Source organism: Helicobacter mehlei, assembly GCF_003660265.1.
Lineage (GTDB): Bacteria > Campylobacterota > Campylobacteria > Campylobacterales > Helicobacteraceae > Helicobacter > Helicobacter mehlei.
On sequence record NZ_QXQP01000005.1, the window covers coordinates 35,942 to 60,694 of the forward strand.

The 24,753-nt window shown below is 45.6% G+C and carries 24 protein-coding genes and 1 pseudogene; 16 read left to right on the forward strand and 9 right to left on the reverse strand.

What is annotated here, in order from left to right; translation table 11 throughout:
• Nucleotides 1-18 precede the first annotated feature (18 nt).
• The 7 genes from EAO36_RS02605 to EAO36_RS02635 are packed head-to-tail and all read right to left on the reverse strand — an operon-like array spanning nucleotide 19 to nucleotide 6,543.
• A complete protein-coding gene (locus EAO36_RS02605; protein ID WP_120947624.1) occupies nucleotides 19-417 on the reverse strand; it encodes a flagellar protein FlaG in 399 nt (132 codons plus the stop codon).
• Nucleotides 418-469: 52 nt separating this feature from the next.
• The gene (locus tag EAO36_RS02610; protein WP_120947626.1) at nucleotides 470-1,720 is read right to left on the reverse strand and encodes a murein hydrolase activator EnvC family protein; all 1,251 of its coding nucleotides are present in this window, start codon (nucleotides 1,718-1,720) and stop codon (nucleotides 470-472) included.
• Complete coding sequence (locus EAO36_RS02615; RefSeq protein ID WP_120947628.1) at nucleotides 1,717-2,526, reverse strand: cell division FtsX domain-containing protein; 810 nt, start codon at nucleotides 2,524-2,526, stop codon at nucleotides 1,717-1,719. Before EAO36_RS02615 ends, EAO36_RS02610 begins: the two co-directional genes overlap by 4 nt.
• Nucleotides 2,513-3,184, reverse strand: a complete 672-nt coding sequence (locus EAO36_RS02620) for a cell division ATP-binding protein FtsE (protein ID WP_120947630.1) — start codon at nucleotides 3,182-3,184, stop codon at nucleotides 2,513-2,515. Before EAO36_RS02620 ends, EAO36_RS02615 begins: the two co-directional genes overlap by 14 nt.
• Nucleotides 3,177-4,361: a class I SAM-dependent methyltransferase gene (locus EAO36_RS02625; RefSeq protein WP_120947821.1), complete on the reverse strand. Its 1,185-nt coding sequence runs from the start codon at nucleotides 4,359-4,361 to the stop codon at nucleotides 3,177-3,179. Before EAO36_RS02625 ends, EAO36_RS02620 begins: the two co-directional genes overlap by 8 nt.
• Before the next feature lie 6 nt (nucleotides 4,362-4,367).
• A complete protein-coding gene (locus EAO36_RS02630) occupies nucleotides 4,368-5,615 on the reverse strand; it encodes a fibronectin type III domain-containing protein (RefSeq protein ID WP_185962983.1) in 1,248 nt (415 codons plus the stop codon).
• The gene (locus tag EAO36_RS02635) at nucleotides 5,566-6,543 is read right to left on the reverse strand and encodes an RluA family pseudouridine synthase (protein WP_120955672.1); all 978 of its coding nucleotides are present in this window, start codon (nucleotides 6,541-6,543) and stop codon (nucleotides 5,566-5,568) included. Before EAO36_RS02635 ends, EAO36_RS02630 begins: the two co-directional genes overlap by 50 nt.
• 106 nt (nucleotides 6,544-6,649) lie before the next feature.
• Between EAO36_RS02635 and feoB the strand changes: the two genes are divergently transcribed.
• From feoB to EAO36_RS02650, 3 genes are all read left to right on the forward strand, one after another.
• Complete coding sequence (feoB, locus tag EAO36_RS02640; RefSeq protein WP_120955673.1) at nucleotides 6,650-8,764, forward strand: ferrous iron transport protein B; 2,115 nt, start codon at nucleotides 6,650-6,652, stop codon at nucleotides 8,762-8,764.
• A gap of 106 nt (nucleotides 8,765-8,870) precedes the next feature.
• Complete coding sequence (locus EAO36_RS02645) at nucleotides 8,871-9,371, forward strand: ferritin (protein WP_120947638.1); 501 nt, start codon at nucleotides 8,871-8,873, stop codon at nucleotides 9,369-9,371.
• Between the two features lie 129 nt (nucleotides 9,372-9,500).
• On the forward strand, nucleotides 9,501-10,505 hold the full coding sequence (locus tag EAO36_RS02650; RefSeq protein ID WP_013890551.1) for a formamidase: 1,005 nt from the start codon (nucleotides 9,501-9,503) through the stop codon (nucleotides 10,503-10,505).
• Between the two features lie 91 nt (nucleotides 10,506-10,596).
• On the opposite strand, the gene EAO36_RS02655 is transcribed toward EAO36_RS02650, so the two are convergent.
• Both EAO36_RS02655 and tsaD read right to left on the reverse strand, forming a co-directional pair.
• A complete protein-coding gene (locus EAO36_RS02655; RefSeq protein ID WP_120947640.1) occupies nucleotides 10,597-12,192 on the reverse strand; it encodes a methyl-accepting chemotaxis protein in 1,596 nt (531 codons plus the stop codon).
• Between the two features lie 44 nt (nucleotides 12,193-12,236).
• Nucleotides 12,237-13,274, reverse strand: coding sequence for a tRNA (adenosine(37)-N6)-threonylcarbamoyltransferase complex transferase subunit TsaD (gene tsaD, locus EAO36_RS02660; protein ID WP_120947642.1), 1,038 nt, complete (start codon nucleotides 13,272-13,274; stop codon nucleotides 12,237-12,239).
• Between the two features lie 48 nt (nucleotides 13,275-13,322).
• Between tsaD and EAO36_RS02665 the strand changes: the two genes are divergently transcribed.
• The 13 genes and pseudogenes from EAO36_RS02665 (at nucleotide 13,323) to EAO36_RS02730 (ending at nucleotide 24,751) form a co-directional block, all read left to right on the forward strand.
• Complete coding sequence (locus EAO36_RS02665; RefSeq protein WP_120947644.1) at nucleotides 13,323-14,324, forward strand: agmatine deiminase family protein; 1,002 nt, start codon at nucleotides 13,323-13,325, stop codon at nucleotides 14,322-14,324.
• Entirely contained in the window at nucleotides 14,302-16,575 is a 2,274-nt protein-coding gene (gene hypF, locus EAO36_RS02670) for a carbamoyltransferase HypF (RefSeq protein ID WP_162983247.1), read from the forward strand. Before EAO36_RS02665 ends, hypF begins: the two co-directional genes overlap by 23 nt.
• Nucleotides 16,551-17,552 carry a hydrogenase expression/formation protein HypE gene (hypE, locus tag EAO36_RS02675; RefSeq protein WP_120947646.1) on the forward strand — a complete coding sequence of 334 codons (1,002 nt, stop codon included), beginning with the start codon at nucleotides 16,551-16,553 and terminating at the stop codon, nucleotides 17,550-17,552. The genes hypF and hypE overlap by 25 nt, the downstream gene beginning before the upstream one ends.
• Before the next feature lie 249 nt (nucleotides 17,553-17,801).
• Nucleotides 17,802-18,089, forward strand: coding sequence for a transposase (locus EAO36_RS08655; RefSeq protein ID WP_235852351.1), 288 nt, complete (start codon nucleotides 17,802-17,804; stop codon nucleotides 18,087-18,089).
• A gap of 294 nt (nucleotides 18,090-18,383) precedes the next feature.
• The gene (flgE, locus tag EAO36_RS02690) at nucleotides 18,384-20,540 is read left to right on the forward strand and encodes a flagellar hook protein FlgE (protein ID WP_120947648.1); all 2,157 of its coding nucleotides are present in this window, start codon (nucleotides 18,384-18,386) and stop codon (nucleotides 20,538-20,540) included.
• An 8-nt stretch (nucleotides 20,541-20,548) separates the two neighbouring features.
• Nucleotides 20,549-20,896: a hydrogenase/urease nickel incorporation protein HypA gene (gene hypA, locus EAO36_RS02695; RefSeq protein ID WP_120947650.1), complete on the forward strand. Its 348-nt coding sequence runs from the start codon at nucleotides 20,549-20,551 to the stop codon at nucleotides 20,894-20,896.
• Entirely contained in the window at nucleotides 20,893-21,471 is a 579-nt protein-coding gene (mua, locus tag EAO36_RS02700; protein WP_235852186.1) for a nickel-binding protein Mua, read from the forward strand. The genes hypA and mua overlap by 4 nt, the downstream gene beginning before the upstream one ends.
• Nucleotides 21,472-21,509: 38 nt before the next feature.
• The gene (gene holA / locus EAO36_RS02705; protein WP_185962984.1) at nucleotides 21,510-22,466 is read left to right on the forward strand and encodes a DNA polymerase III subunit delta; all 957 of its coding nucleotides are present in this window, start codon (nucleotides 21,510-21,512) and stop codon (nucleotides 22,464-22,466) included.
• A 62-nt stretch (nucleotides 22,467-22,528) separates the two neighbouring features.
• Nucleotides 22,529-22,871, forward strand: a pseudogene (rpsF, locus tag EAO36_RS02710) (30S ribosomal protein S6); the annotation flags it as partial.
• Nucleotides 22,872-22,934: 63 nt separating this feature from the next.
• Entirely contained in the window at nucleotides 22,935-23,387 is a 453-nt protein-coding gene (ssb, locus tag EAO36_RS02715; protein WP_120947656.1) for a single-stranded DNA-binding protein, read from the forward strand.
• 25 nt (nucleotides 23,388-23,412) lie between these two features.
• Entirely contained in the window at nucleotides 23,413-23,670 is a 258-nt protein-coding gene (rpsR, locus tag EAO36_RS02720; protein ID WP_013889625.1) for a 30S ribosomal protein S18, read from the forward strand.
• A 40-nt stretch (nucleotides 23,671-23,710) separates the two neighbouring features.
• Nucleotides 23,711-24,235 carry an LPP20 family lipoprotein gene (locus EAO36_RS02725; RefSeq protein ID WP_120947658.1) on the forward strand — a complete coding sequence of 175 codons (525 nt, stop codon included), beginning with the start codon at nucleotides 23,711-23,713 and terminating at the stop codon, nucleotides 24,233-24,235.
• Nucleotides 24,236-24,250: 15 nt separating this feature from the next.
• Complete coding sequence (locus EAO36_RS02730; protein ID WP_235852352.1) at nucleotides 24,251-24,751, forward strand: hypothetical protein; 501 nt, start codon at nucleotides 24,251-24,253, stop codon at nucleotides 24,749-24,751.
• Nucleotides 24,752-24,753 lie beyond the last annotated feature (2 nt).

The window sequence follows — 24,753 nt, forward strand, 5'->3', positions numbered from 1 at the left end:
TTTCTACTCCAAAGACACCTAGCCTTTTTTATCAAAAATAATCCCCACAATGTCGCGCATCTTCTCCATCAAGCGCACCATCCCCTGAGGTGGGATTTCGCGGATAATGTGCTCACCCTTACTATCCTTAACCACCACCACCAAACTCCCAATCTCCTCATTGTATTTGAAGACCAAATTAGAGTGGATGCGCTTCATCTCTCTATTGAGTTCCTTGCTCAGTTTCTGCAAATCCTGTTCCTCTAGCAACAGGGCATTATTGGCATCTTGTTCTGCCTTCTCTACTTTTTTCAAATCTGCTTTATTGGCAATGGGCCGTAGTAAATCGCTATGCTCCTCCATGTTGATCGAACTGACTTGCGGGACTGCTTGTAATAAATGAGGTTGTTTTGTAAAATTAATGGTTTCAACTGACATGGAACTCTCCTTTCAAAACGCTCGTTTTGAGATCGGCATGTCTTTGTTACTTTTAATGTGTTTGGGCGATGATCTCCAAAGGATCGATGTGTTTGTCCTTTATGGTAACCTCAAAGCTTAGGCGTTGATCGATACGCCCGATCACATAGCCCTTTTGCACCCGTAAGCCGTGCTTGATCGTGGGGGCGATTTTATCTAGCTGGGAATAAATCGTGTGCATGCCCCCCTTGTGCTCAATGATGATCACTTTTTTTAAGATCGGCACTTCTTTAGCATAGACCACCCGCCCATCAAAGATACTCCGCACGACCGCATTGGGTTTTGTAGAAACAAGCGTGATGTATTCATTAAAGACCTTGAGTTTATAGACCGGATCAAAGTAAGGCCCAAATTTTTGCACGATTTTATAATTAGCTAGGGGGGCGATGGTCTTAGGACCATTGTAAGCGATAGTAACAATATCGCGGTAAGAATTAGCCACCTGCCGCACCTCTAAAGGGGCTTGGATACCCCCGATTGCACGCGGTGCTTTTTGCTTGTTTTGCTGTTCTCTTTCTAGTTCTTTTTCTTTATTGCGTTTGATAATATTTAAAGAGGCTAGGAGCTGATCGAGTTCTTTGCGTTCCTTGTCTAAAGCAGTTAATTTTTTGTTATAAATGGCTAATTCAGCGCGCATAGTTGCGATTAACTTCTGTTGTTCTGAAACCATGATTTCTAAATTGTGTTGGCGATCTTTTTGTACCCCGATGGTTTTATTGATTTGGTTGATACTTTGGGTGATTTGGGTGATTTTGCTATTGATCTGCTCTTCTTTGAGATTCAAGTCGGCTAATTTGATTTTGGAGTCTTGATTAACATGCTTGAAGATTTCTTGCAAGATCAAATCCTCCGGGTTTGCCGAACTCTCTTGTTCCAAGATCAAGACAAATAATAAATCTTTAAGCAACACGCTTGTAACGGCATCTTGGATTTGGTGGCGATCCTTTTTTAAACTATTTAGCAAGGAGCGGTGTTGTTCGAGAGATTTTTCTTGGAGCAAGTTTTGTGCTTGGTTTTTTTCAATGCTTCTTTGGAGGGCTTGGATTTGTTGGGATAATTCTTGGCTTTGCTGGTATTTTTGGTTGATGGCATTGCCCAAGCTGGTTAAATGGTTGCTCAATTTGGTTTTTTCTAGAGTGGTCTCCTCTAATTTATTTTGATTGAGCATGATATTGCGGTTGATGTCCTCTAAACCTGTCCCCTTATTGCCCAACAAGCCCATGCTAAATAAACCCATTAAACCCAAAAGCCTTAAGGCTTTCATGCCACTCTCCTTTGGATTACAACCACCCACACACACATTAAGGACACCACAATAGAAGTGCCTAAAAAGATCAACATATCTTCTTGCCACACAAACAAACCGCCCTTAATTTCTAGGGCTTGCAAGATCGCTTGGAATTTGTCTTGTAGGGATAAATACAAACTCCCGATCAGCACCCCCGCGCTGGCCAAAATGGAATCCACCAAAGCCAATTTGAACAAAAAGCCGTTTTTGATCCGCATGGGTGCGCCCAAAAGTTCCATGATCTCAATACGCTTAGAATATTGCAAATTCCACACGCTCACTTGCTTCATCAAGAGCAAGATTGAGAGTGCCACCACAAGCACGCCAAGAACCATGATGCTTTTTTTGAGCAAGAGTAGTAGGCGGTATTCTTGGTCGTGGGTTTTGCTAAAGACTTCGATTTTTTCCACCCCCGGGATTTTTAAAAGCTTTTGGTGGATTTGCTGGAGTTGTGCTGAGGTGGGGAAGATGGCTAGTTTGAGCGAGTAAAAATAGGGGAGATTTTTTTTGATATTGGTGATATTGGTTTGGGTTAAATTTTGTTGGAGCTTTTCTAAAAGCATGTCAGGATCAATGAGGGTGAGTATAGCACTCTCTTTGATATTTTGCTTTAAAAAGGGCAGTGTGAGCTTTTGCTTGCTGGCAATGGTGATTGTGTAGCTCTTAGAAAGCTTTTCTTCTCTAATATTGACGGCACGATTGATAAATAAAATGCTTTCCAAGCTAAAGAGCAAAGCCATTAAAGGCAACAAAAAACCCAAATGTTCTTTAAGTGTATTCATGAATCTCCCCGTCTTTGATGTAAATTTTGCGGTAAGGGATATTAAAACTACTGGGAATCCTATGCGTCACCACCACAATCGTGATGTCTAGTTGTTTGTTAGCCCCTTTAAGCAAGCTCCAAATCATATCGCTTGAATAATCATCAAGGTTACCCGTAGGCTCATCAGCTAAGATTAAAAAGGGCTTGTGGGCAATCGCGCGCGCCATCGCCACGCGTTGTTGCTCCCCCCCACTAAGTTCCAGCGGGTAGCGGTTAGACTTGTAGAGCAAATCCACATGGGCTAAGAGTTTTTCAGCTTGGATGTTGCATTCATCTTTTTTATAGCCATTGATGGTCATGGGTAATTTAATATTTTGCTCCACAGTCCATTCCTCAATCAACTTATAATCTTGGAACACCACACCAATATTGCGTCTTAACTCATTAATAAAGGTCTTAGAAGCCCGATTGACATTGATATTGCACACCTCTAAGCTCCCGCCCATCATGGGCAAATCCCCATAGAGCGAGCGCAATAAAGTGCTCTTCCCGCTCCCACTAGCCCCCGAGATAAACACAAAATCCTTACGTTCAATACGCAGATTTGCCCCCCTGATCACCCATTCATCTTTTTTATACCCCAAACACAAATCTTTAGCCACAATGATACTAGCCACAATTCTCCTCCTGCAAAATCTCTAGCAAATGTTGGTGCGCTTGTCTGTGGGCTTTTGTATTGAGCGGTAAGCCCCCGATATACTCGATCGTGCCCTTTTTGCGATCCACAACGACCATTTTATTTAAGGGGGTGAGCAAGTCCCCCAAGCTCAACACCAATAACCACAAATTTTCATATTCTAACACATCTTGAATATTTAAAAAACAATTCTCCTGTATCCACGCCTTTTGTTGCCACAAATGCAGAGGTTCTTGTTTGGTGGGTGCTTTAAAGTGCAGGGGTGCATCTAATGAAAAGGGCAGGTAAGAGCGATTAATGGGGTTTAAGACGCGCAATTTTAAATCCCAAATATCTTTTTGTTGCCGCCTCCAACGCGCCTCGTATTTGCTCAATACCATATCTTGATCTATATTCTTGCAAACTTGCAGATCACAACAAGGCAAGCTTAAAACCAGTTGCAAACTCTGTTGGAAATAGGGTTTATCATCGCTCCTTAGCCACAACCACGCATTTTTGCATAAAATTGCGCGCATGTGCTCTAAGGTCTGGGGATTCATCACACGCCGATTAGGGCTCTTGCTCCAAGGCACGGGAAAATGCACATCCAAGCCCAAACAGCCTGAGGGCAAGATTTCTAACAGCGCGCGCGCGTCAGCTTGAGCCAGGTAGAGATTTTTAAGCCCTAAAAGTTCAATTTGGCGCAAGACTTGCTCTAAAGAGGGGGTGTGAATCTCCACTCCGATATAGGTTTCTTGTGGGTTTTTTTGGGCTTTGTTGAGCAAATGCCGCCCTGAACCAAAACCAATTTCTAGGTGGTAGGATTGGGGGAATGCAAAGCGATCCCAATGGATCAAAAAGGGGCTTTCAAAATATGGGCTAGGCGTGCCCAAATTAGAATAAGACACCTTGCAAAAGCGCGCCAAAATTTGCAAGGCTTTTTGCAAGACACCCACTGGGAGAGGGCGTGTAGATTTTTGCGCCTTGAATAAGTCTCCCCCTTTTTGTTTGATTTGTAAGATACAAAAATCATAGAGCCCATAGAGTCCCTGCTTTTGGACACGAATCGCGCTCAGATGCGCATCTCTCAAACTACAAGCGCGGTATAAGAAAACAAACCCCTCACTCTCAAAGGGGAAATCAGGCAATTTAGCCAAAGAAGCAAACAAGTGCGGCATGCACAACTAGCGATCCAAGCGCAATTCCACTTCTTTACTCGGATTAGACTCCAAGCCAGCTCCATCGACGCTCACCACTTGGTAGCGGTATTTTTGCCCACTCACCATGTTGTTATCCACAAAACGAGTCTTGGTAATATCCCCAAAACGCAAGGGCTTAGAACTGGAATTGCCATCAAAGCGATAGACAGCATAGCCCTTAACCCGCCCATCTTGGATGGGTTGCCACTCGATGATAGCCTGCCCATCCTCAATTGTGCCCTTTGTGATCATGGGTGTGGCTGGGCGGGGCAATGTCATGCCCTGAATTGCTGTTGTGGGCATCGCGCTTTCAAGATTGTATTTATCCACTGCCACGACTTTATAAAATCTCTGTACCCCATCTGCATCGACATTATCTAAGTAGCTGGTATCATTGGTTTCAGCGATGTTTTTAAAGCGTTCGTCCATTTTATTAGCTGCATAAATGCGGTAAGACACCACATCTTTTTGATCAGAGGGAGTCCAACTCAGCTGGATTTTACGCGTGAGGTTATTGCTGGCTTGCACGCTAGTTACCCCTATTGGGGGCTCTTTTGTCCTGCCTGTTACTACAGCACTGGGCAAAGACTTAGCCCCTTCAAAACTCTCGGCAATCACGCGGTAACGATATGCGCTCCCATCGGGCAAATCCTTATCAAAATACTCCACATACAGTCTATTTTTCACCACCCCAATATTGGAAAATTTGCCATCGCTCCCCTCCCGCTGGATAATGTATTTATCAATGCTTGGATTTGGGTGCGGGCTCCAAAAAACCTTGATCTCCTTGGGCTCGACATGGCTAGCAAAAACACTCTCCACCGGATTAATAAAGGAAGTGCGGACACTAATTGTTTCGGAGGCGCGCGAGATTCCACCGTTTTTACCAATGGTGGCAATTTGGTAGTAATATTGGGTTTGGGGGGTGAGTCCATCATCATAGTAATGCGTGGCTAGCGGATTACGCACAATCGCCACGCGCCTAAAGCTTTGATCGGCTTGCATGCGGTAGAGCACAAACCCATCAATGAGTCCCGGATTGCTCACAGGTTGCCATTCAAATCCCACAGACTGCACATCATCGATGGTTTTAATCCCCTGCACAATAGGTAAGTTCGGATTAAGGGTCTCTTCTTTTTTCCCAAAAAATGAGAGAACATTATTCTTCCTTGTAGGTGCACAACTAACCAGCAATACTGCCAAACAAGTCACCAATACTGCTTTCCAACCCATCCCAACTCATCCCTTCAAAGTGATTTTCTAAATATTGTAGCATATCCTTTAGCATGTTGGCTTTAAAAAGAAGTTTGCGCCCATCTTTTGGGTGGGTGACATAAAGCAAGTAGGCGTGCAATAAAATGCGTCCTGCGTAGCTATCTTTTTGCCCATATAGTGGATCGCCTACGATGTGGCGATTCAGGCTTTCCAAGTGCGCGCGGATTTGGTGGGTGCGTCCGGTTTCTAATTTGGCACAAATAAGCTGGGTCTGGTTAGTGCCTGTGATTAAGGGCACAAAATGGGTTTTAGACATTTTGCCACCCCTAATGGGAGTTCTGAGCGCATCTAAATTGGTCATTTTCAAGCGGTTGTTGGGGTGGCGGCCCAAATGGCATGCCACACTCACCGGATTATTCAGAGGTTCTGAGAGAATGGCCAAATAATAACGCCCCATTTGTTTGCTTTTCAGCTGGGTTGCCAAATGCGCATGGCTGGCGTTGTTCTTAGCCACCACCAATACCCCGCTTGTGTCTTTATCCAAACGATGCACGATCCCATAGCGCAACGCCCCGCTCAGAGTTGAGAGCGCATAGCCCCTAGCCTGCAAATAATCCACCAAAGTTGCCTCTTTGACACTGCTAGCATGATGAACAACCAAATGAGGGGGTTTATTGATCACCAAAATATCCTCATCTTCGTAAATGATCTCCAAATCTAGGGGTGGCAGGCTCAAAGGCTGGCTTTCTTGGGGCTGGATACTCCAAATCTCCAAAACATCTCCCAATTTTACGCCCACTCCCCCCTTACTACATGCCCCCCCATTGAGGCGCACACAACCAGCTTTGATGAGTTGGAGGACTTGATTTTTAGCCACTTGGAGTTTAGTGCTTAAAAAAGTATCCAAGCGGTCCTTTTGATCCACGATCCAAGTCTGTTTTGGCAAAACAAGCCTTTCATAAACTTTTTATTGCTAAAAGGATTTTAGCAGAAATATTTATGGGTATAATAAGCCGTATTTTGATAATAAGAGCAATTTTTAGAGGAATAAAATGGATAAAATTATTGTTGCCTTAGTCGGACAGCCTAATGTGGGTAAAAGCTCGCTGATCAATGCTATTAGTGGGGCGCATTTAAAAGTGGGTAATTTTGCAGGTGTGACCGTGGAAAAAACAGAAATCCACACTTTTTATGGCGACACCCCCATTGTCATTGTGGACCTGCCCGGCATTTATGCCCTAAATGATTTTACCATTGAGGAGAAGGTTACCCGGCATTTTTTAGAAAACGAGCATTACGATCTGATCTTAAATGTGTTGGATTGCACCAATTTAGAACGCAATTTGGCGTTGAGTCTCCAGCTCTTAAACACGGGACACAAGGTTTTAATGGCACTCAACATGTGGGATGAGGCACTCAAAGAGGGCTTAGAAATTGATCTAGAACGCTTGTCTCAAGCCCTCAACACCCCCTGCATCCCCACCTCAGCACACTCTTACTTTAATATCCAAAAACTCTTGGAACACATCATCGACACACACCACAAAACTTACAGCCCCCCTAAAATCACCTATAGCCCTAAGTTTGAGAATGCCTTAGATGCACTAGCCAAAAAACTAGAGAGTTTGGAGCACCTGCACCACTCTCTTTTAAACCCCAGGCAGCATGCGTGGCTTTTACTACAAGGGAGCTTACAGCCCCCCCAGCAAGAGGCTTTCAAGTATTGCCAAGAAGCCAAGACAGAGTTGAGTGCCTCTTTTGGAGAAAATGCAATTCCTCTCATTTTAAGTCAAGAGGCTCTAGGCTTTTGCAAACGCCTAAGCCAGCAAGTGGTCTCTTTTAAAGAAACACAGACCACCCAACGCACCCAACAAATTGACAAATATCTCATGCACCCCGTTTATGGCTTGCCAATTTTTCTAGCCTTGATGTTTTTGGTATTCTCCTTGAGCTTCTTAGTGGGTGGGGGGTTGCAAACCTATGTTGATGATGCCTTTGCATTTTTGGGCACAGCCATTAAAGAACATGCCAATGATAGCAACTTGGGCTCTCTGCTAGGCGATGGAATCATTGGGGGAGTGGGGGCAGTGATCTCCTTTTTACCCTTGATTGTGGTTTTATACTTGGGTATTTCGCTCTTAGAGGCGACTGGCTATATGAGTCGCGTAGCCTTTTTATTAGATGGCATTTTCCATAAATTTGGTTTGCATGGCAAGAGTTTTATCCCCCTTGTTACGGGCTTTGGCTGTTCAGTGCCCGCCTACATGGCAACCCGCACTTTGCAAAACCAACACGAAAGATTAATCACACTCTTTGTGATCGGTTTTATGAGTTGTAGCGCACGACTACCTATTTATGTGCTCTTTGTGGGGGCGTTTTTTCCCGATAAATACGCCGGATTCGTGCTCTTTGGCATTTATATTTTAGGGGCTGTGGTGGCGTTATTAATGGCCAAATTCTTAAAACTGAGTGTCTTTAGAGGTAAAGAAGAATCCTTTGTGATGGAGATGCCCAAATACCGCATACCCAGCGTTAAGGTGGTTTGGTTTAGCATTTACACTAAATCGATCTCTTATTTGAAAAAGGCGGGCACTTATATTTTAGGCGGGGCGGTGATCATCTGGTTTGCCTCCCAATACCCCAAAAACCCCCAAGTCCTACAGGCTTACCAAGAACAACATGCCAAGATTGAACAAAGCGATCTAAATGAAGCCCAAAAAACCCAAGCCCTAGAGGCTTTAGAGGAGAACTTGCAAAAAAGCACGCTAGAGAATAGTCTAGTGGGGCGCTTGGGGACTTTGATGGATGGGATTTTTAAGCCCATGGACTTTGATTGGAAACTTTCAATCTCGTTGGTAACGGGCTTTATGGCTAAGGAAGTGGTGGTCTCCACTTTGGGTGTGTTGCACTCTTTAAATAATCAGGGCGCAAACTCCATTTTATTCAAAAAAGCCCTCAAAGAGAGCGTGAGCACGCCCTCAGCGATCGCCTTCATTGTTTTTGTGATGTTTTATATCCCTTGCTTTGCAGCCACGATCACCTTTGGTAAAGAGGCAGGGGGGGCTAAATTTGTGTTCTACTTGTTTGTCTTCACAACAGCGGTCGCCTATTGTTTTTCGCTTATTGCTTACTATGCCACCCAATTTATCTTGGGAGTCTTCTTGTGATTATTAAAATATAACAATTTTTAGGAAAAATAACTCCAAAAGCTTGACTTTGTTTTCTCATTTATGCTATAATAATGGGACAAATTCAAACAAAGGAGTTTTTAGTATGTTGCCTAAGGAAACAATCAAAATGCTGAATGCACAGGTGATGGAGGAGTTTTACTCTGGTAATCTTTACATCAGCATGAGTTCATGGTGCTATACCCATGGTTTTGATGGAGCTGGTTTGTTCTTGTTTGACCATGCTAGCGATGAATACGCGCATGCCACCAAGATCATCACCTACCTCAATGAAAACGAAGTGGGCGTGCATTTGAAAGAAATCAAAGCCCCCGAACACGAGTTTAAAAGTTTGGTGGAAATCTTTGAAAAGGCTTATAAGCACGAACAACACATTACCCACTCCATTAATAGCTTGGTGGATAACATGTTGAAAGACAAAGATTATGCCACCTTTAACTTCTTGCAATGGTATGTGGCTGAACAGCACGAGGAAGAAGTGTTGTTTAAAAACATCTTGGACAAAGTCCAGTTGATGGGTGAAAGCGGGCATGGCTTGTATCTGGCCGATCAATACATTAAAAGCCTTGCCAAGGACAAAAAATAATCCCCATCAAAGCCCCTCCGGGGGCATTCACTTTATGATTAGTGCACGATTTACCTTGTATTAGTGCTCCTGTTTTAATATTTTTTTTGCAATAACAATATTGCAAAAAAAGTCACAAGGAGTTTTTTCATGGGAAGCATCGGAAGTATGGGTAAGCCCATTGAGGGTTTTTTGGTCGCAGCCATTCAGTTTCCTGTCCCCGTTGTCAATAGCCGCAAAGACATTGACCACAACATTGAGAGCATCATTAGAACTTTGCACGCTACAAAAGCGGGCTATCCGGGCGTGGAGCTCATCATTTTCCCCGAATACAGCACACAAGGGCTAAACACTGCTAAATGGCTGAGTGAGGAGTTTTTGCTAGATGTTCCGGGCAAAGAAACCGAGATGTATGCCAAGGCGTGTAAAGAGGCCAAAGTTTATGGGGTGTTTTCCATCATGGAGCGCAATCCTGATGCCAACAAAAACCCCTACAACACCGCCATCATCATCAATCCACAGGGTGAGATTATCTTAAAATACCGCAAACTTTTCCCATGGAATCCCATTGAGCCTTGGTATCCCGGGGATTTGGGCATGCCTGTGTGCGATGGCCCCGGAGGCTCAAAACTTGCCGTGTGTATCTGCCACGATGGCATGATCCCCGAGCTTGCCCGTGAAGCTGCCTATAAGGGGTGCAATGTTTATATCCGCATCTCAGGTTATAGTACGCAAGTCAATGACCAATGGATTTTAACCAACCGCTCCAACGCGTGGCACAACCTCATGTACACTGTGAGCGTGAATTTGGCCGGCTATGACAATGTCTTTTACTACTTTGGTGAAGGGCAAATCTGTAACTTCGATGGCACCACTCTTGTGCAAGGGCATCGCAACCCATGGGAAATCGTTACTGGCGAGATTTATCCCAAAATGGCAGACAATGCCCGCCTAAGCTGGGGCTTGGAAAACAACATTTACAACCTCGGCCACCGCGGTTATGTGGCTAAACCGGGAGGCGAATCCGATGCAGGCTTGACCTACATTAAAGACCTCGCCGCTGGCAAATACAAATTGCCTTGGGAAGACCACATGAAAATCAAAGATGGCTCCATCTACGGCTATCCCACCACCGGTGGACGTTTTGGAAAATAACTCTTAATCTGTGCTTTTGCTAGGACCTGCTCAAAGGTCCTAGTCCCCCTCCAAGTTTTAAATCCCGCCCACCCTGAGTGGGTCGGCGTAGCTAGACTTTGAACTTCCTAAACTCACCTTCTAGCTCTTGGTTTTTGGTAACAATTTGCAAGCTGTGTTCCTCAAGTCCTTTGCGCACATTCCTAACCTCCGCAAAGATATTGGTAAATTCACTGATCACTTGGTTGAGCTCTTCCATTTTAGCCAACACCACTTTATTTTGATCCACGGTGTTTTGGGATTTTTCTTTGGTCAAGGTCAAATTATCCTTGGCATTCTTGGCATCGCCGACGAGGAGCGAGGTTTTATCTGAGACCTCTTTAGATTGTGTGGCGACATTTTGGATGCGATCGCCCATGCTCTCAATACTCTGGGTTACCATATTCACCATGGCAGTGATCTCACCCAAAGACTTTTGGGTCTTGCCTGCTAGGTTGCGCACCTCATCAGCCACCACCGCAAAGCCCCGTCCATGTTCGCCCGCTCTGGCGGCCTCAATAGCCGCATTGAGGGCTAAGAGATTGGTTTGGTTGGCGATCTCTTCGATGATGGAGAGCACATTTTTAATTTCTGTAGCATGCTGGATTAGAGAGGTCGAATCGGTGGCAATCTCTTGTTGGCTTTGCACAGAGACCAAGATTAGATCGACTGAATTTTGAATCTTGCTGATAAATTCGTTGAGTACAACACCGGTTTTATCTAAATTGTCAATCGTGCTATGCAAGTTATCTTGGGCTAATTCCAAACTCTCACTCACTTGGTGGTTGATGTCCTTCAAATTCTCCACCGATGCCAATTCTTTCTGTGCTGCTTGCCCTAGGGCTTTGGTCGAATCCTTGAGCGCGTCCCCTACGCGGTTATTATCCTCCACAATGCCTTTCCCAACTTTGATAATGTCGGCGATTTTGCCTAAGAATTGATCGACAAAGCCCGTAGCCAAACCAATTTCATCTCTGCTTTTATAATTCAAACGCTTGGTCAAATCCGCCTCTTGCGAGGAGACCAAATCCCGAGCGGTGTCTTTAAGTTTATTTAAGGGTCTAATAACATCTTTTTGCACCACCAGCAACAACAAGATGATGATCCCCAAGGACACACCCACCATCCAGCTCAAAGTTTTCACGCTAAAAAAGCTAGCGTTTTTATAGGCTTCTTGCAAAGAAAGCTTGACCTCCATCACCCCAATCATGTCCCCGGGCTTATTGTTGGTGTGGCAAGCCACACAAGATTTATCGCCTACTAAGGGTTGCCACACGATCACATGCCTATCTGCTCCCTCTCCGCGCACGAGCACCTGTTGGGGAGTCTTGGGATCGTTAAAATATTTTAAAATCTCCGGGTTTTGTGTAAAAGCTTCGTTGAGTCCAAAAAGGCGGATGTCTCCTTCTCCAGGATAAAACTTCATCTGCACACCGGGCAAGTGGTTGCTATCATCAATAGCTTTATAAATCGCCTCCTTAGTCCCTACGGCAATGGCTTGCACGATGGTATTGATAATGGAGGCATTCAAACTCTTAGCCACCGTGCGGCCTTGCAATTCAGCCAAATTGGCATAATCTCTTTGGATAAGAGTAAAAACCAAAAGAGCAAAGAGAGATAACAAAATAATCAGATAAAACGAAGCCCTAACCTGCAAACTTCTAAACACAGCGATCTCCTATCGTTTTTAGCATTTTACCAAAATAATAAGTTTTAAGACAAACAAACAACGGGCAAGATGGTTTGTGTGGCAATGTCTAAATCCTCTAAACAGCTAAATTCCTGCATTTGGTAACTTTGCACGGCTAAACGCCCAATCATGGCAGCATTGTCTGTGCAAAACTCTAAGGGTGCTAGATGCAGTGCCATGCCAAATTGCTCGCAGAGTGCTTGGATTTTCTCTCTAAGATACAGATTCGCGCTAGCACCCCCCACCAGCCCAAAATTTTGGATTCGTTGTTTTTGGAAGTAACGCTTTAAAACCTTGAGTAAATGCGTGCATGCAATTTTTTGAAACCCCGCACACACCCGCGCTTTAAATTCTTCTGCAAGCTTAGGCGTTTTTTCTTGCTCGCTTAAAATAGCCAAGCGGACGGCATTTTTTAAACCCGAAAAGCTAAAGGCTAGGGCTTTGGAGGCTTTTAAAGGCAGGGGGAAGTCCAATTCTAGCCCCGGGGGGCACTCTTGGGCATATCTCTCCACCACTGGCCCGCCCGGATAGCCCAAACCCAACATCTTAGCCACTTTGTCAAAACTCTCCCCCAAACTATCATCCAGACTTTGGGCGACAATTTGCATGTGGGTGTGGTCAAAACTCTCGATAATGAGCGTGTGCCCCCCAGAGATTAACATGGTGCTGATAGGGAAGATAGCCCTTTGGTTGATGAAGAGCGAATAAATATGCCCCTTGAGGTGATCGATAGAGATTAGCGGAATCTGGAGGCTTAAAGACAGGGCTTTGGCCATCATCAAACCCTCTAAAAGCGTAATACTTAACCCGGGTCGCGTGGTAACACCAATGGCTTTTAGAGAGTTTAGAGAATACCCTTGTGTTTGTAGAAAAGATTGGGCTTGTTTCAAGAGATCTGGGAGATTTTTAGCATGCAAGCGTGAGGCCAGCTCGGGAACTACACCCCCATAAGGGCTGTGATCATTCTCTTGGGACATCTTGGCATGCCAGAGCAATTTAGCCTCTAAATTGGTCAAAGCCAACGAACTATCATCACAACTACTTTCAATGCTTAAAAGCATCCAGTCTCCATTAGGGTATAATAAAATGATTATACTACAAGGGTTTCTATGAAAAGATTTAAAGCCGAATGGGAAGAACAAAGTGCGATTTTAATGGCATTTCCCCATGTGTCTAGTGATTGGATCGGGTGTTTGGCTGATGCGCAAAAGTGTTTTTATGACATCATCGAGACCATTAGTCGTTACCAAAATGTCTTGGTGTGCGTGTCCCCTGATGATTCTGCCACCCAAGATCGCCTCGCGCGTTTTAACCAAGTGCAAATCGTCTTGGTGGAGTGCAATGACACTTGGACGCGCGACTTTGGGCCCCTATGCGTGGAGACCAATAAGGTGATGCTTTACTTGGATTTTATCTTTAATGCTTGGGGGGGGAAGCACAGTGCCCACCTAGATAATGCCATCAGCTCCAAACTAGCCCAAAAAGGACTTTTAAAACACCCCTTAAGATTTGTGGATTTGGTGCTAGAGGGCGGGAGTGTAGAGAGCGATGGGGAGGGGACTTTACTCACCACAACATCTTGCTTGCTCAACCCAGAACGCAACCCTAACAAGGATCAAAACCAGCTCAGTGCGATTCTCAAGCAAGAGCTAGGTGTAGAGCGTATTTTGTGGTTAGATGTGAATCCCTTGGAGGGCGATGACACCGATGGGCATATTGACACCTTAGCGCGTTTTTTAGACCCCAATACAATCGCCTATGTAACCTGCAATGACCCTCACGACTCCCACTACCAGCCCCTAAAAGCGATGGAAAAACAATTAAAGGAGTTTAGGACTTTGAAAGGCAAGCGTTATAACCTCGTGCCTTTACCCCTACCCTACCCCAAATACCATCAAGGAAGACGGCTACCTGCCACCTATGCGAATTTTTTATTCGCCAATAAAGGCGGACAAAAGGTTTTGTTTGCCCCCATCTATAACGATCCGATGGATGCCCCAGTGCTTAAAATCTTACAACAACACACAGGTTTAGAGGTTGTGGGCGTGGATTGTTCCGTGCTCATTAGAGAAAATGGGAGCTTGCATTGTGCCACCATGCAACTCTACTAAGTTTGTCCAAATCATCATCAGCGGGCAAGTGCAGGGGGTGGGTTTTAGGCCCCTTGTCTATCAGTTGGCCAAAGAGTTAGGTGCGTGTGGCTTTGTGCGCAATAGAGGTGGGCAGGTGGAGGTGGTTTTACAAGCAGAACTAAAAACCTTATTTTTGGCCCAACTAGATACCCATAAACCCCTACAAGCACAGATTAACGCCATAGAGTGCCAAGACATACCCCCAATCCACACGCAAGATTTTAAAATCGCCCCCAGCCTAACCCCCTCACTCAGTTTGAAAGATACCCTGCCCCTAGATTTAGCTACCTGCAAGCTGTGTTTGCAAGATCTAGCCAACCCCAAGAGTCGCTTTTTTAACTACCCCTTTGTAGCATGCGCGCATTGTGGCCCTAGATTTAGTTTATTGCACACTCTGCCCTACGATCGCGCCCAAACTTCTATGCGTGATTTGGTGATGTGCCCTGCTTGCCAAAAAGATTACCATAACCCCCAGAGTCGCCGCTTTTTTGCCCAAAGCCTCTCATGCCCGCATTGCCCTATCACACTTAGCTTTTATGATCAAGAGGGCAAACACACAGACCGGCCCCTAGAGCGTGCGATACAAGCTATCCGACAAAGTCAAGTGATCGCTTTGAAGGGCATTGGTGGCTTTGCCTTGGTATGCCATGCACAAGATAGGCAAGCAGTGCAAAAGGTGCGTGCCTTGAAGTGCCGCCCTAAAAAACCCCTAGCCTTGATGGTAAAAAATACAGCAGTGGCACACGCTTTGGTGCATTTAAACCCCCTAGAATTAGAAGCCCTCCAAGCCCCTAGTGCCCCCATTGTGCTGGCCCATAAAAAAAGCCCTTGTTATGACCATGTAGCCCCTAATCTCAATACTCTAGGGATTATCCTCCCCTATAGCGGCCTGCACCACTTGCTTTTGCAATTCTTTGAAGCCCTCATTTTCACCAGTGCCAATTTAAAGGGCGAGCCCATCATCACAGAGTTAGAAACTCTGCGCGCCAAATTTGACTTAGAGGGCATTTTAGATCACAGCCGCCCCATTTTGCATGGGATTGAAGATAGCATTTTGCGTTGTGTGGGCAAGCAAATGGGCATTGTGCGTCTGGCTAGAGGGCTATCTCCCCTATACATGCCCCTAGAAAGCCCCATATCTCTTGTGGGCATGGGCGCGCATAATAAGACCAGTTTGTGCTGGAGTCGAGAATCCAGTTTGGTGATCCCAGAGACGGGTGCGCTAGAGAGTGTAGAGAGTATCCAAAATTACCACAAAGATTGGGATTTTTATAGCAAACTCTATGGTTTGCCACAAACCATCGGCATTGACCAACACCCCCAATACACTTCTAGTCAAATCGGGCAAGAAAAAGCCCTAGAATGCAAGGCAACATGCACGCCTATCCAGCACCATAAAGCGCACATGCATGCATTATTGGGCGAATGGGAGCTAGAACACCCCCCTTTGGAAGGCATGGAAGTCTTGGGGCTTGTGTGCGATGGGAGTGGGCTAGGGGACCATCAAGAACTTTGGGGAGGCGAGGTTTTTAAAGCCCATTTTAGGGGCTTTTGGCAGGTAGAACATCTGTTGTCCTTGCAACGCTTTTGGATTCCAAAAGCCCCCAACTTGATCCAAGATGCCTGCACCATCGGTTATTGTCTGGCCTACCAACACGGCTTGACCAGACTCTTAGCACGCCTTGAAAAGCCTTTGGGTGCGCGTGCTAATGCCCTTAAAGGTATGCTGGATCAAAAAATCCAAGTGTCCCCAACCACTTCTTTAGGGCGGCTTTTTGATGCCATAGCGAGTTTTTGTGGGGTGGGGGAGTTTAACACCTATGAGGGGCAAAGCGCGGCACAATTAGAGAGTTTGGCAAGCACAACGGAGAGTCTGGATTTTTATCCCTTTAGCCTGCAAGATCGCCCCGTTATGGGCACGCCCATGCTCGAAGCGATCGAGCACGAGATTTTAGGCAACCAAGCCCCTCTAGTGGCTAGAAAATTCCACAATACACTAGCCCACATCGCCCTAGCTCTAGCTAAACGGCACAATCTGCCCATGCTCTTTGGGGGTGGAGTCTTTGCCAACCGCCTTTTATGTGAGCATATCACGACTCTTTTTACCCATCGGGTGTTCTTCATGCCCAAACTTCTCTCTTGCAATGATGGGGCATTGGCTTTTGGGCAGGCGCATTTTTTAGCCAACCAACAAAAGGAGCAAACATGGATTTTAAACAAGTCGCATTGAGTTGTGGGAATGGGGGCAAGGAGAGTCTAGAACTCATTGAGCGGGTGTTTAAGCCCTATTTACAAGAGTTTTTAGTGGCTGATGGGGAGGATGGTGGGGTTTTTAGTGGGAGTGGGGATTTTGCAATGAGCACGGATAGCTTTGTGGTCGATCCGCTTTTTTTTGCTGGAGGGGATATTGGTAAGCTGAGTGTGTGTGGGAGTGCCAATGATGTTACGATGATGGGGGCTAGGCCGGAGTATTTGAGCATGGGCTTTATGCTAGAGGAGGGCTTGCAAATAGCCACTTTGGAGCGTATTTTAGAGTCTGTCCGCACACAATTAAGGTTGGGTAAACTCAAACTTTTATCTTTGGATACAAAAGTTCTACCCAAAAATAGCATGGACAAGATTTTTATCAACACCACCGCTTTAGGGCGTGTGGTTTGTCCTGCTTTGAGTGCTAAAAATCTCAAAGAGGGTCAAAGCTTAATTTTGAGTGCCCCCATCGGTAGCCATGGGGCGTTGCTTTTTTCCTTACGCCATGAAATTGGGTTACACTCTGCATTGCAAAGTGATTGCCAACAACTCTTTGGCTTGTTAGAACCTGTTTTGTTAAGTGGGTATTCTCTCTATGCCTTGCGTGATGCCACGAGGGGTGGGTTAGCAGCCCTGCTCCATGAGTGGGCGCGCGCCTCTTTAGTGGAGATTGAGATTGAGGAGCGCAAAATCCCGATCTTAGAAGAGGTGCGGGGGGTGTGTGAGATTTTGGGGCTAGAACCCTATGTTTTGGCAAATGAGGGGGTGTGCGTACTATGTGTGGATACACCCCATGCACCCCCAATATGCGATTTGCTCCAAGCCAATGGAGGCGCGCCTGCGATCATAGGTAGAGTGTTGGGCAAGACCCAAAAACCTTGTGTATATTTAAAAAATGCTTGGGGTTCTAGGCGTTATTTAGAAATGCCTGAAGGCGAATTATTGCCTAGAATTTGTTAATCCGCCATTTCCTCAACACCCTCCGTTTGTTATATAAACATTTAATAATAACATAATCCCTACTCTCGGGTCTTTCCTTGATAGTAACCGCCGTAGGCCTTTTATCTTGCTCTAGTTGCCTTAACCTAGAAGGATTATTAAACCAAGAAGCAATGTGTTAAAAGAATTGCAAAACCCTAACTAAAAAAGCGTGAAGGGTATGGTTAAACTTTGGGGGCGCAAGATTAACGATTTGGCTTTGGTGAGTTTGTGGCTATCTTGAGTGTTCTCATCAAAAACGATGCTTTTGTTCCCAGCTCTAAGATTTGCTCTAGCTGTGGGGCACTCAAAGAGGATTTAAGTCTAAAAGATAGGGTTTTTCATTACCCCTCTTGTGGTTTTTCTTTGGATAGAGATTTGAATGCAAACATTAATATTCATAGAGGGCGGGCTCACTCTTGGAGTAGAGGTGCTTTAGACCCGCCAGTGGCCAAGCCTTGTTGGGACCTTCAATCCTCTAGCTTTGAGCGCGGGGAGTGTGTTAATTGCAAGATTTAGAGAAGTGGCAACAATGGCGGTGGGACGGGATACAAAATCAGAGAAAACCCACGCAAAGCGGACTCGAAGGCGCACCCAAGTGGAAGTTATTGCGATGCCTTGACCAAACACCAGATCAACACGTTTCTAGGGGCTAAAAAGCAGGAGATCAAGAAGACTATCAAGCAGAATTTGAAGCGTTTGGACATTGACCCAAATTGCGCTGGAGTGCTTAACGGAGATTAGCAGTGGATTAGTATAATTTAGGGAATAAAGTTTGCTTTAACTAAGCAATATTTGCATTAAAGGATCACCATGCTCCGCTCTTTATGGTCTGGCGTTAATGGCATGCAAGCCCACCAAATCGCCCTAGATATTGAAAGTAATAACATCGCCAATGTCAATACCACGGGTTTTAAGTATTCTCGGGCTTCCTTTGTGGATATGCTCTCTCAAGTTAAATTGATTGCCACCGCACCCTATAAAAATGGTCTAGCTGGGCAAAACGACTTTTCGGTAGGTTTGGGTGTTGGCGTGGATGCCACCACTAAGATTTTTTCGCAAGGCAACTTGCAAAATACCGATGTCAAAACCGATCTAGCCATCCAAGGCGATGGGTTTTTTGTGATCAGCCCCGATCGGGGGGTGAATCGCAACTACACCCGTAGCGGGGAATTCCTCTTTGATGCAGAGGGCAACTTAGTTACCACAGGGGGGTATGTGGTGCAGGGTTGGGTGCGCGATCCCAAAGACATGGGCACTAAGGGCAGTGAAACGGACATGCTCAAGATTGATAGCACCAAGCCCTTACAAAATATCCGCATCGATCCGGGCATGGTCATGCCTGCACGCGCCAGCACACGGGTGGCGATGCGCGCAAACTTGAATGCTGGGCGGCATGCCGAACAAGTGGCAAATGCCTTCATGCTTGATTCTTCTAGCAAAACCCCCTCAGATGGGGTCAAGCCACAATATGACTCTTCAACCAATCTTACACAAGTGGCTGAAGACATCGGTGCGCTTTATAATGAAGATGGAGATGCCTTCTTGCTCAATGAAGGGCAGGGTGTTTGGGTGAGCTATAAAAACGCTAGCATGAAAAAAGCCATCGTAGCCTCTAAAGGTAGCAACACTTTGGAGCTCAACGGGACTAAGATTTCTTTTACTAACGATTCGGCTGTTACACGTACCTCTTCTTTGAGTGCAGCTCAAAATGCGATCAATGCGGTTAAAGATAAAACCGGCGTTGAAGCTTATATTGATAATGGGCAATTGCGCTTAGAAAATAAAAACAACTTGGAGGGCGATGAGCACATCAAAAATATCGTGGTTACCGGCAAGGGTACGGGGGCTTTTGCTAATTTTGCCAAAGGGGATCAAGACATCACTGCCTTTAGATACCGCTACACTAAGGGCATTGAAGCCGATTCGAGTATCGGGCAATTTAAAACTACCGATCAACTACGCGCCTTAATGCAACATGACGCTAATATTGTCAAAGATCCCAACATGAAAAAGAATTACAAGGATTCAACTGCTTCTGTAGCCGTTACCCTCAACAAATATGGCATGTTTGAGATCACCAACAAGGACAATGGGAATGATAAAAAAGAAAACTTGAGCATTTTTGTTACCAACTACGCTTCAGATAAGGTAACCAAGAATGTCTTATTTGGCAAGACAATGGGTGCGCTTAACACTGCTTCTTTAATTGAGGGTGGGGTTTCAACCTCCACCTCTAAGCTCACCCACGCCATGCATGCTAGTAGCATTGATTTGGTAGATAGTTTGGGGACTAAGCACACTATGCGTTTAGAGTTTTATAAAAGCGGGGGGTCTGAATGGAAATTCCGCGTGATTGTGCCCGAACCGGCTGAGATTGTTGGCTCCTCGCCTGAGCGCCCCAATGTCTTTGAAGAGGGCGTGTTACACTTCAATAAAAACGGGAGCTTGGCGGGCATGAATCCGCCCGTGTTGCAATTTGATCCCAAAAATGGTTCGGATGCGCCCCAACGCATCACGCTCAGTCTTGGCACAGCCGGGGGCTTTGATGGAATCACCAGTGTGGATAAAATATCTGAAACCTATGCGATCGAACAGAATGGCTATCAAGCTGGGGATTTAATGGATGTGCGCTTTAATAATGAGGGGGCGTTGTTGGGGGCTTTTAGCAATGGCAAAACCCTAGCCTTAGCACAGGTGGCTTTGGCTAGCTTTGCTAACGATGCGGGCTTACAAGCTGTGGGGGGGAGTGTATTTTCACAAACGGGCAACTCGGGGCAAGCCTCGATAGGTGCGGCTGGCACGGGTAGACGCGGGAATGTCTCAGGCTCTAAGTTGGAATCGAGCAATGTGGATTTGAGTCGGAGCTTAACCAACTTAATTGTGGTGCAAAGAGGGTTTCAAGCCAACTCAAAGGCGGTTACCACCTCCGATCAAATTTTAAACACCTTGTTGAACCTCAAACAATAGAGGCGTGTATGCACGAATATTCGGTGGTCTCCTCTTTGATGGACTTGTGCGCCACGCATGCCCAAAGACACCATGCCACTAAGGTAGAAAAGGTGGTGGTGAGCATTGGGGAGAGATGCGCGATGGACAAGCAACTTTTTATGAGTGCCTTTGAAACCTTTAAAGAAGAGTTACCCCTATGCCAAGAGGCGATTTTAGAGATTGTAGAGGAAAAGATCGAGCTTAGTTGCAAGGAATGTGGGGTTGTTTTTGTGCCCCAAGGTTTGGATTATGGGGTTTGTGTGCGTTGTGGGGGTCATAGCTTGGAGATCACCAAGGGGACAGAGATGAAACTCTTATCTTTGGAGATGGTGTGAGTGACTCTATCTTTCAAGAATTTATCAAAAAAGCACCCATGATGAAGGAAAAATGGGAGGTCGTGCAACTCTTTGAGGAGGAACGCCAAAAATTCCAAGAGGAGTTGCGCTCTTACGAGCAAGAGATCGAACAGGCACGGGCGGTCTTAAAAAAATTGCGCGCGGAGGTGATGGAAACTAAGGAGAGCTTAAAGGACTTGCAAAAACGCCAAAAGGACAAAGAACAAGAAATGCAACAACTCAAAGAGGAGCTATTATCCCATAGGGTCAAGCGCGATCTCTTGGTCTTAGAAAAAGACAAGGAATTTTTACAAGAGGATAGCCATGAACCCTTGCCCCAACCGGTGAGCTTGGTAGAGATTTATCTTAAGGATCGCTCCGTAGCTAAAGCCCGCCCAGCCAAACGATTCTTTGGCGAGCAACTTTACCGCAAGTACCGCGTCTTGTTGCGTGAAAATCACATGCTTAAAGACAAGCTTTTTAAGTTGGATTTAGAAAATAGCACCCTCAAGGTTGAACTCAGAGACATCAAAACCAAAGATTTTTTAAGTGAGAATGGATATGTCGAGGAATAAGGGGGATTGCCATTTACCAGAAAGATTTAGAAGCCTATTTGAAGCGTGCCACCCCTAGGGCGGCTCTGTTATATGGGGAGTGGGCGTTTTATATCGAATACTACGCCCGCAAAATTGCTAAGGCTTACAGCCAAGCCCAAAAAAGCCAGTTTGATTTTGGGGATTATCGTTTCCAAGAAGTCTTGGAGGTCTTAAGCCAAGACTCCTTGTTTGCAACCGGGAATCTGGTGTGCCTGAGATTGGATAAAAAATTAGGGGCTAAAGAAATTCGTGCCCTCCTAGATACCCTAGCCTTGCACCCTAGAAATGCTTTGATCATCGAGTTCTACCAAGCCAAGGACAAGAGCACCTATGCCCAAGATTTTAAGCAATTTGCTACACAATTCAAACACCCCAAGCTAGGCGATCACATCATCGATGTGCGTTTTTTTATGCCCAATTTAGACACCCTTTTAGAACTCTTGCAAGAAAAGGTGCATGCTTTGGGCTTGATTATTGACACGCAGGCTTTGCTCTTGCTCTTAGAGGTGCAAAATAACGATGTGCGGATCATCTACCAAGACTTAGAAAAATTAGCTTTGCTAGATAAGCCCATAGGGATCACAGAGGTGCAAGAACATGTCTATGGACTGATGGGAGCAGAAACCCAAGAACTCTTAGAAGCTTTGTTTGAAAAACCCAAAAAGGTCTTTGAAAGCTTTGCACGCTTGCAGGGGGTAGAGGAAATGGAACTCATTTGGGGATTGGAGCGTTATTTTTACCAACTCTTTTTGATCTTTGCCTATCTCAAGGGGCATAACAGCATGGACGCTAAGGAGATTTTAGGGTTCAACCCACCCCCAATGGTGCTCAAGCAACTTAGCCAGCGCGCCCAGCAGGTGCAGGATTATCAGGGAGTGTTTGGTGGCTTGCGCACATGGCATATTGCCAGCATGCAGGGGCAAAAAGATGCCGGGTGGCATTTTTTAATTAAAGTGCAAGATTATATCCGCTAGAATGGAGGATTAAGCCTTGCTCTTTTGTACCAACAAAAAGGGCATTATCCAAAAGGAGAACTATGAAACACTATGAGACAATGTTTATTCTCAAGCCCACCTTGGTAGAAGAGGAGATCAAAAACAAGCTTGTATTCTATCAAGATGTGATTAACAAACAGGGAGGCGTAATTGAGGCGACTCTAGATATGGGGCATCGGCATTTAGCCTATGAGATCAAAAAACAAAAACGGGGCTATTATTTTGTGATCTATTTTAAAGCCCAGCCCAAGGCGGTTTTAGAGCTTGAGAGACTGTATCGGATCAATGAGGATGTGTTACGCTTTATCATCTTGAAATATGAGAGCAAAAAAGAGCAGAAGGCATGGCAAACCTTGGTAGATCGCACGCATAAAAAGCCTACTTATCAAAACAACACCTCCCATGAACAACCCAGCCATGCTGAATCGTCCAAGAATCAATCTTTAGATGTTTAATAAGATCACGCTGGTGGGGCATTTGACGCGCGATGTAGAGTTGCGTCATACTCCCGGGGGCATGAGCGTGGGCAAAATAGGGATTGCCACAAACCATGTCTATAAACGCCAAGATGGGAGTAAAGCAGAGGAGACTTGTTTTATCGATGTGGATTTATTTGGGCGCACGGCGGAAGTGGCTGGCCAGTATCTTAACAAGGGCTCGAAGGTCTTGATTGAGGGGCGTTTGCGTTTGGATAGCTGGAACGATCAACAGGGCAATAAGCGTAGCAAGCATGTTGTGGTGGCTGAAAATTTGGTCATGCTAGATAGCAAAAAAGAGAGTGGGGGGCAAATGGGAGCCCACAATCAGAGTTACCCAAGCACGTCCCAAAAGACTTATTCCAAAGGGAGCGTGCCTGAAAAAGTGCCCGAAATTGATGTCAATGATGATTTACCTTTTTAGGTCATAATAACAACGAGGAGAAGACATGGAGAGAAAAAAGTATGCGAAGCGTTATTGCAAATACACAGAGGCCAAGATCGAGTTTATCGACTACAAAGACTTGGATCTGCTTAAGCATTCGCTATCAGAACGCTATAAAATCATGCCCCGCCGTTTGACGGGCAATAGCAAGAAGTGGCAGGAGAGGGTAGAGGTAGCTATTAAGCGCGCCCGACACATGGCGTTGATTCCCTATGTGGTGGATCGCAAGAAAGTTGTGGATAATCCCTTTAGGCTCGCCTAAAATTATCCTAGAAAAAATCTATCGTAACAAGGAGTGAGCGATGCGTATTAGTAAGTGGGTTTTGTTGGGTAGCCTCGCTGGGGCTTTGGTGGTTATTGGGTGTGGTGGTGAGCCTAAGTCTGGTGTGAGCAAGGAGAATAAGGCGTATAGTGCCGAAACGAAGGGCGCACCTAAATGGACATTCGGAGATTTGAATGATGTTTCTAAGCACTACCCTAATTACTCGGGAGTGTTTTTAGGGCGTGGTGAGGAGGATATTGTAGGGGGTGTTAGTGGTGTGGATTATGCTACAGAACAGGCTACCATGAAAGCCCGTGCCAATTTAGCCAGCAATCTAAAATCACAGCTCCACAAAGAAGTGCAATCTCATGAAGCGCGGGAGGGGCAGTCTTTGAACAAAACAAGTAGCATTGACATCTCTCAGATGGTCGATAAAGAGCTTGTGGCGACCAAACAACTTGCGCGGTGGGTTGGCAAAGACCATGTGTGGGTGTTGGTAGGGCTAGATAATGGCATCGTGGATAAAATCCGCTCAGAAATGGGGATGGAACCGGGTAAAAAGTAGGCTGTGTTGAAGCCTTTGAGGCTGTTGGGGGGCTTTTTGTGCAGTGTTTTCTGCGCCTGTTTGGTGGATGCGCGCACTCCTAAGTGGGTTAGGCATTGCGATGAGGGTGCTCAAGTCCATCAAGGTCGGGTGGTGGCATGCGGTGTTGGAGACATCTTAGATGGGGATGTGGCTTATGCCGTTAGCATTGCTAGCGCGAGGGCTAAAGATAAATTGGCAGACTTTTCGCTTAAGAGCCAACAGCCCGCTTTGAGCGGGAAGTTCCATGTGGAGATTCGCAACACCAAGCTAGATGCTAGGTGGGTGGGTCAAGGACAAACTTATGTCTTGCTCAGCATGGATTTAGAGGAGAACAAACAGGCTAAGATCACGCAAGAGCCAGAGACGGTGGACGATCTTGATAAACAAAGGGATCTTGCTCCCAAGGGTGTAGGGGTTTCTGAGACTCCTAAGAATACCGAAAAGATCGAACAAAAAGAGCAACCAAAACAGCAAAAACATGAGGGAGAAGAGTGAAG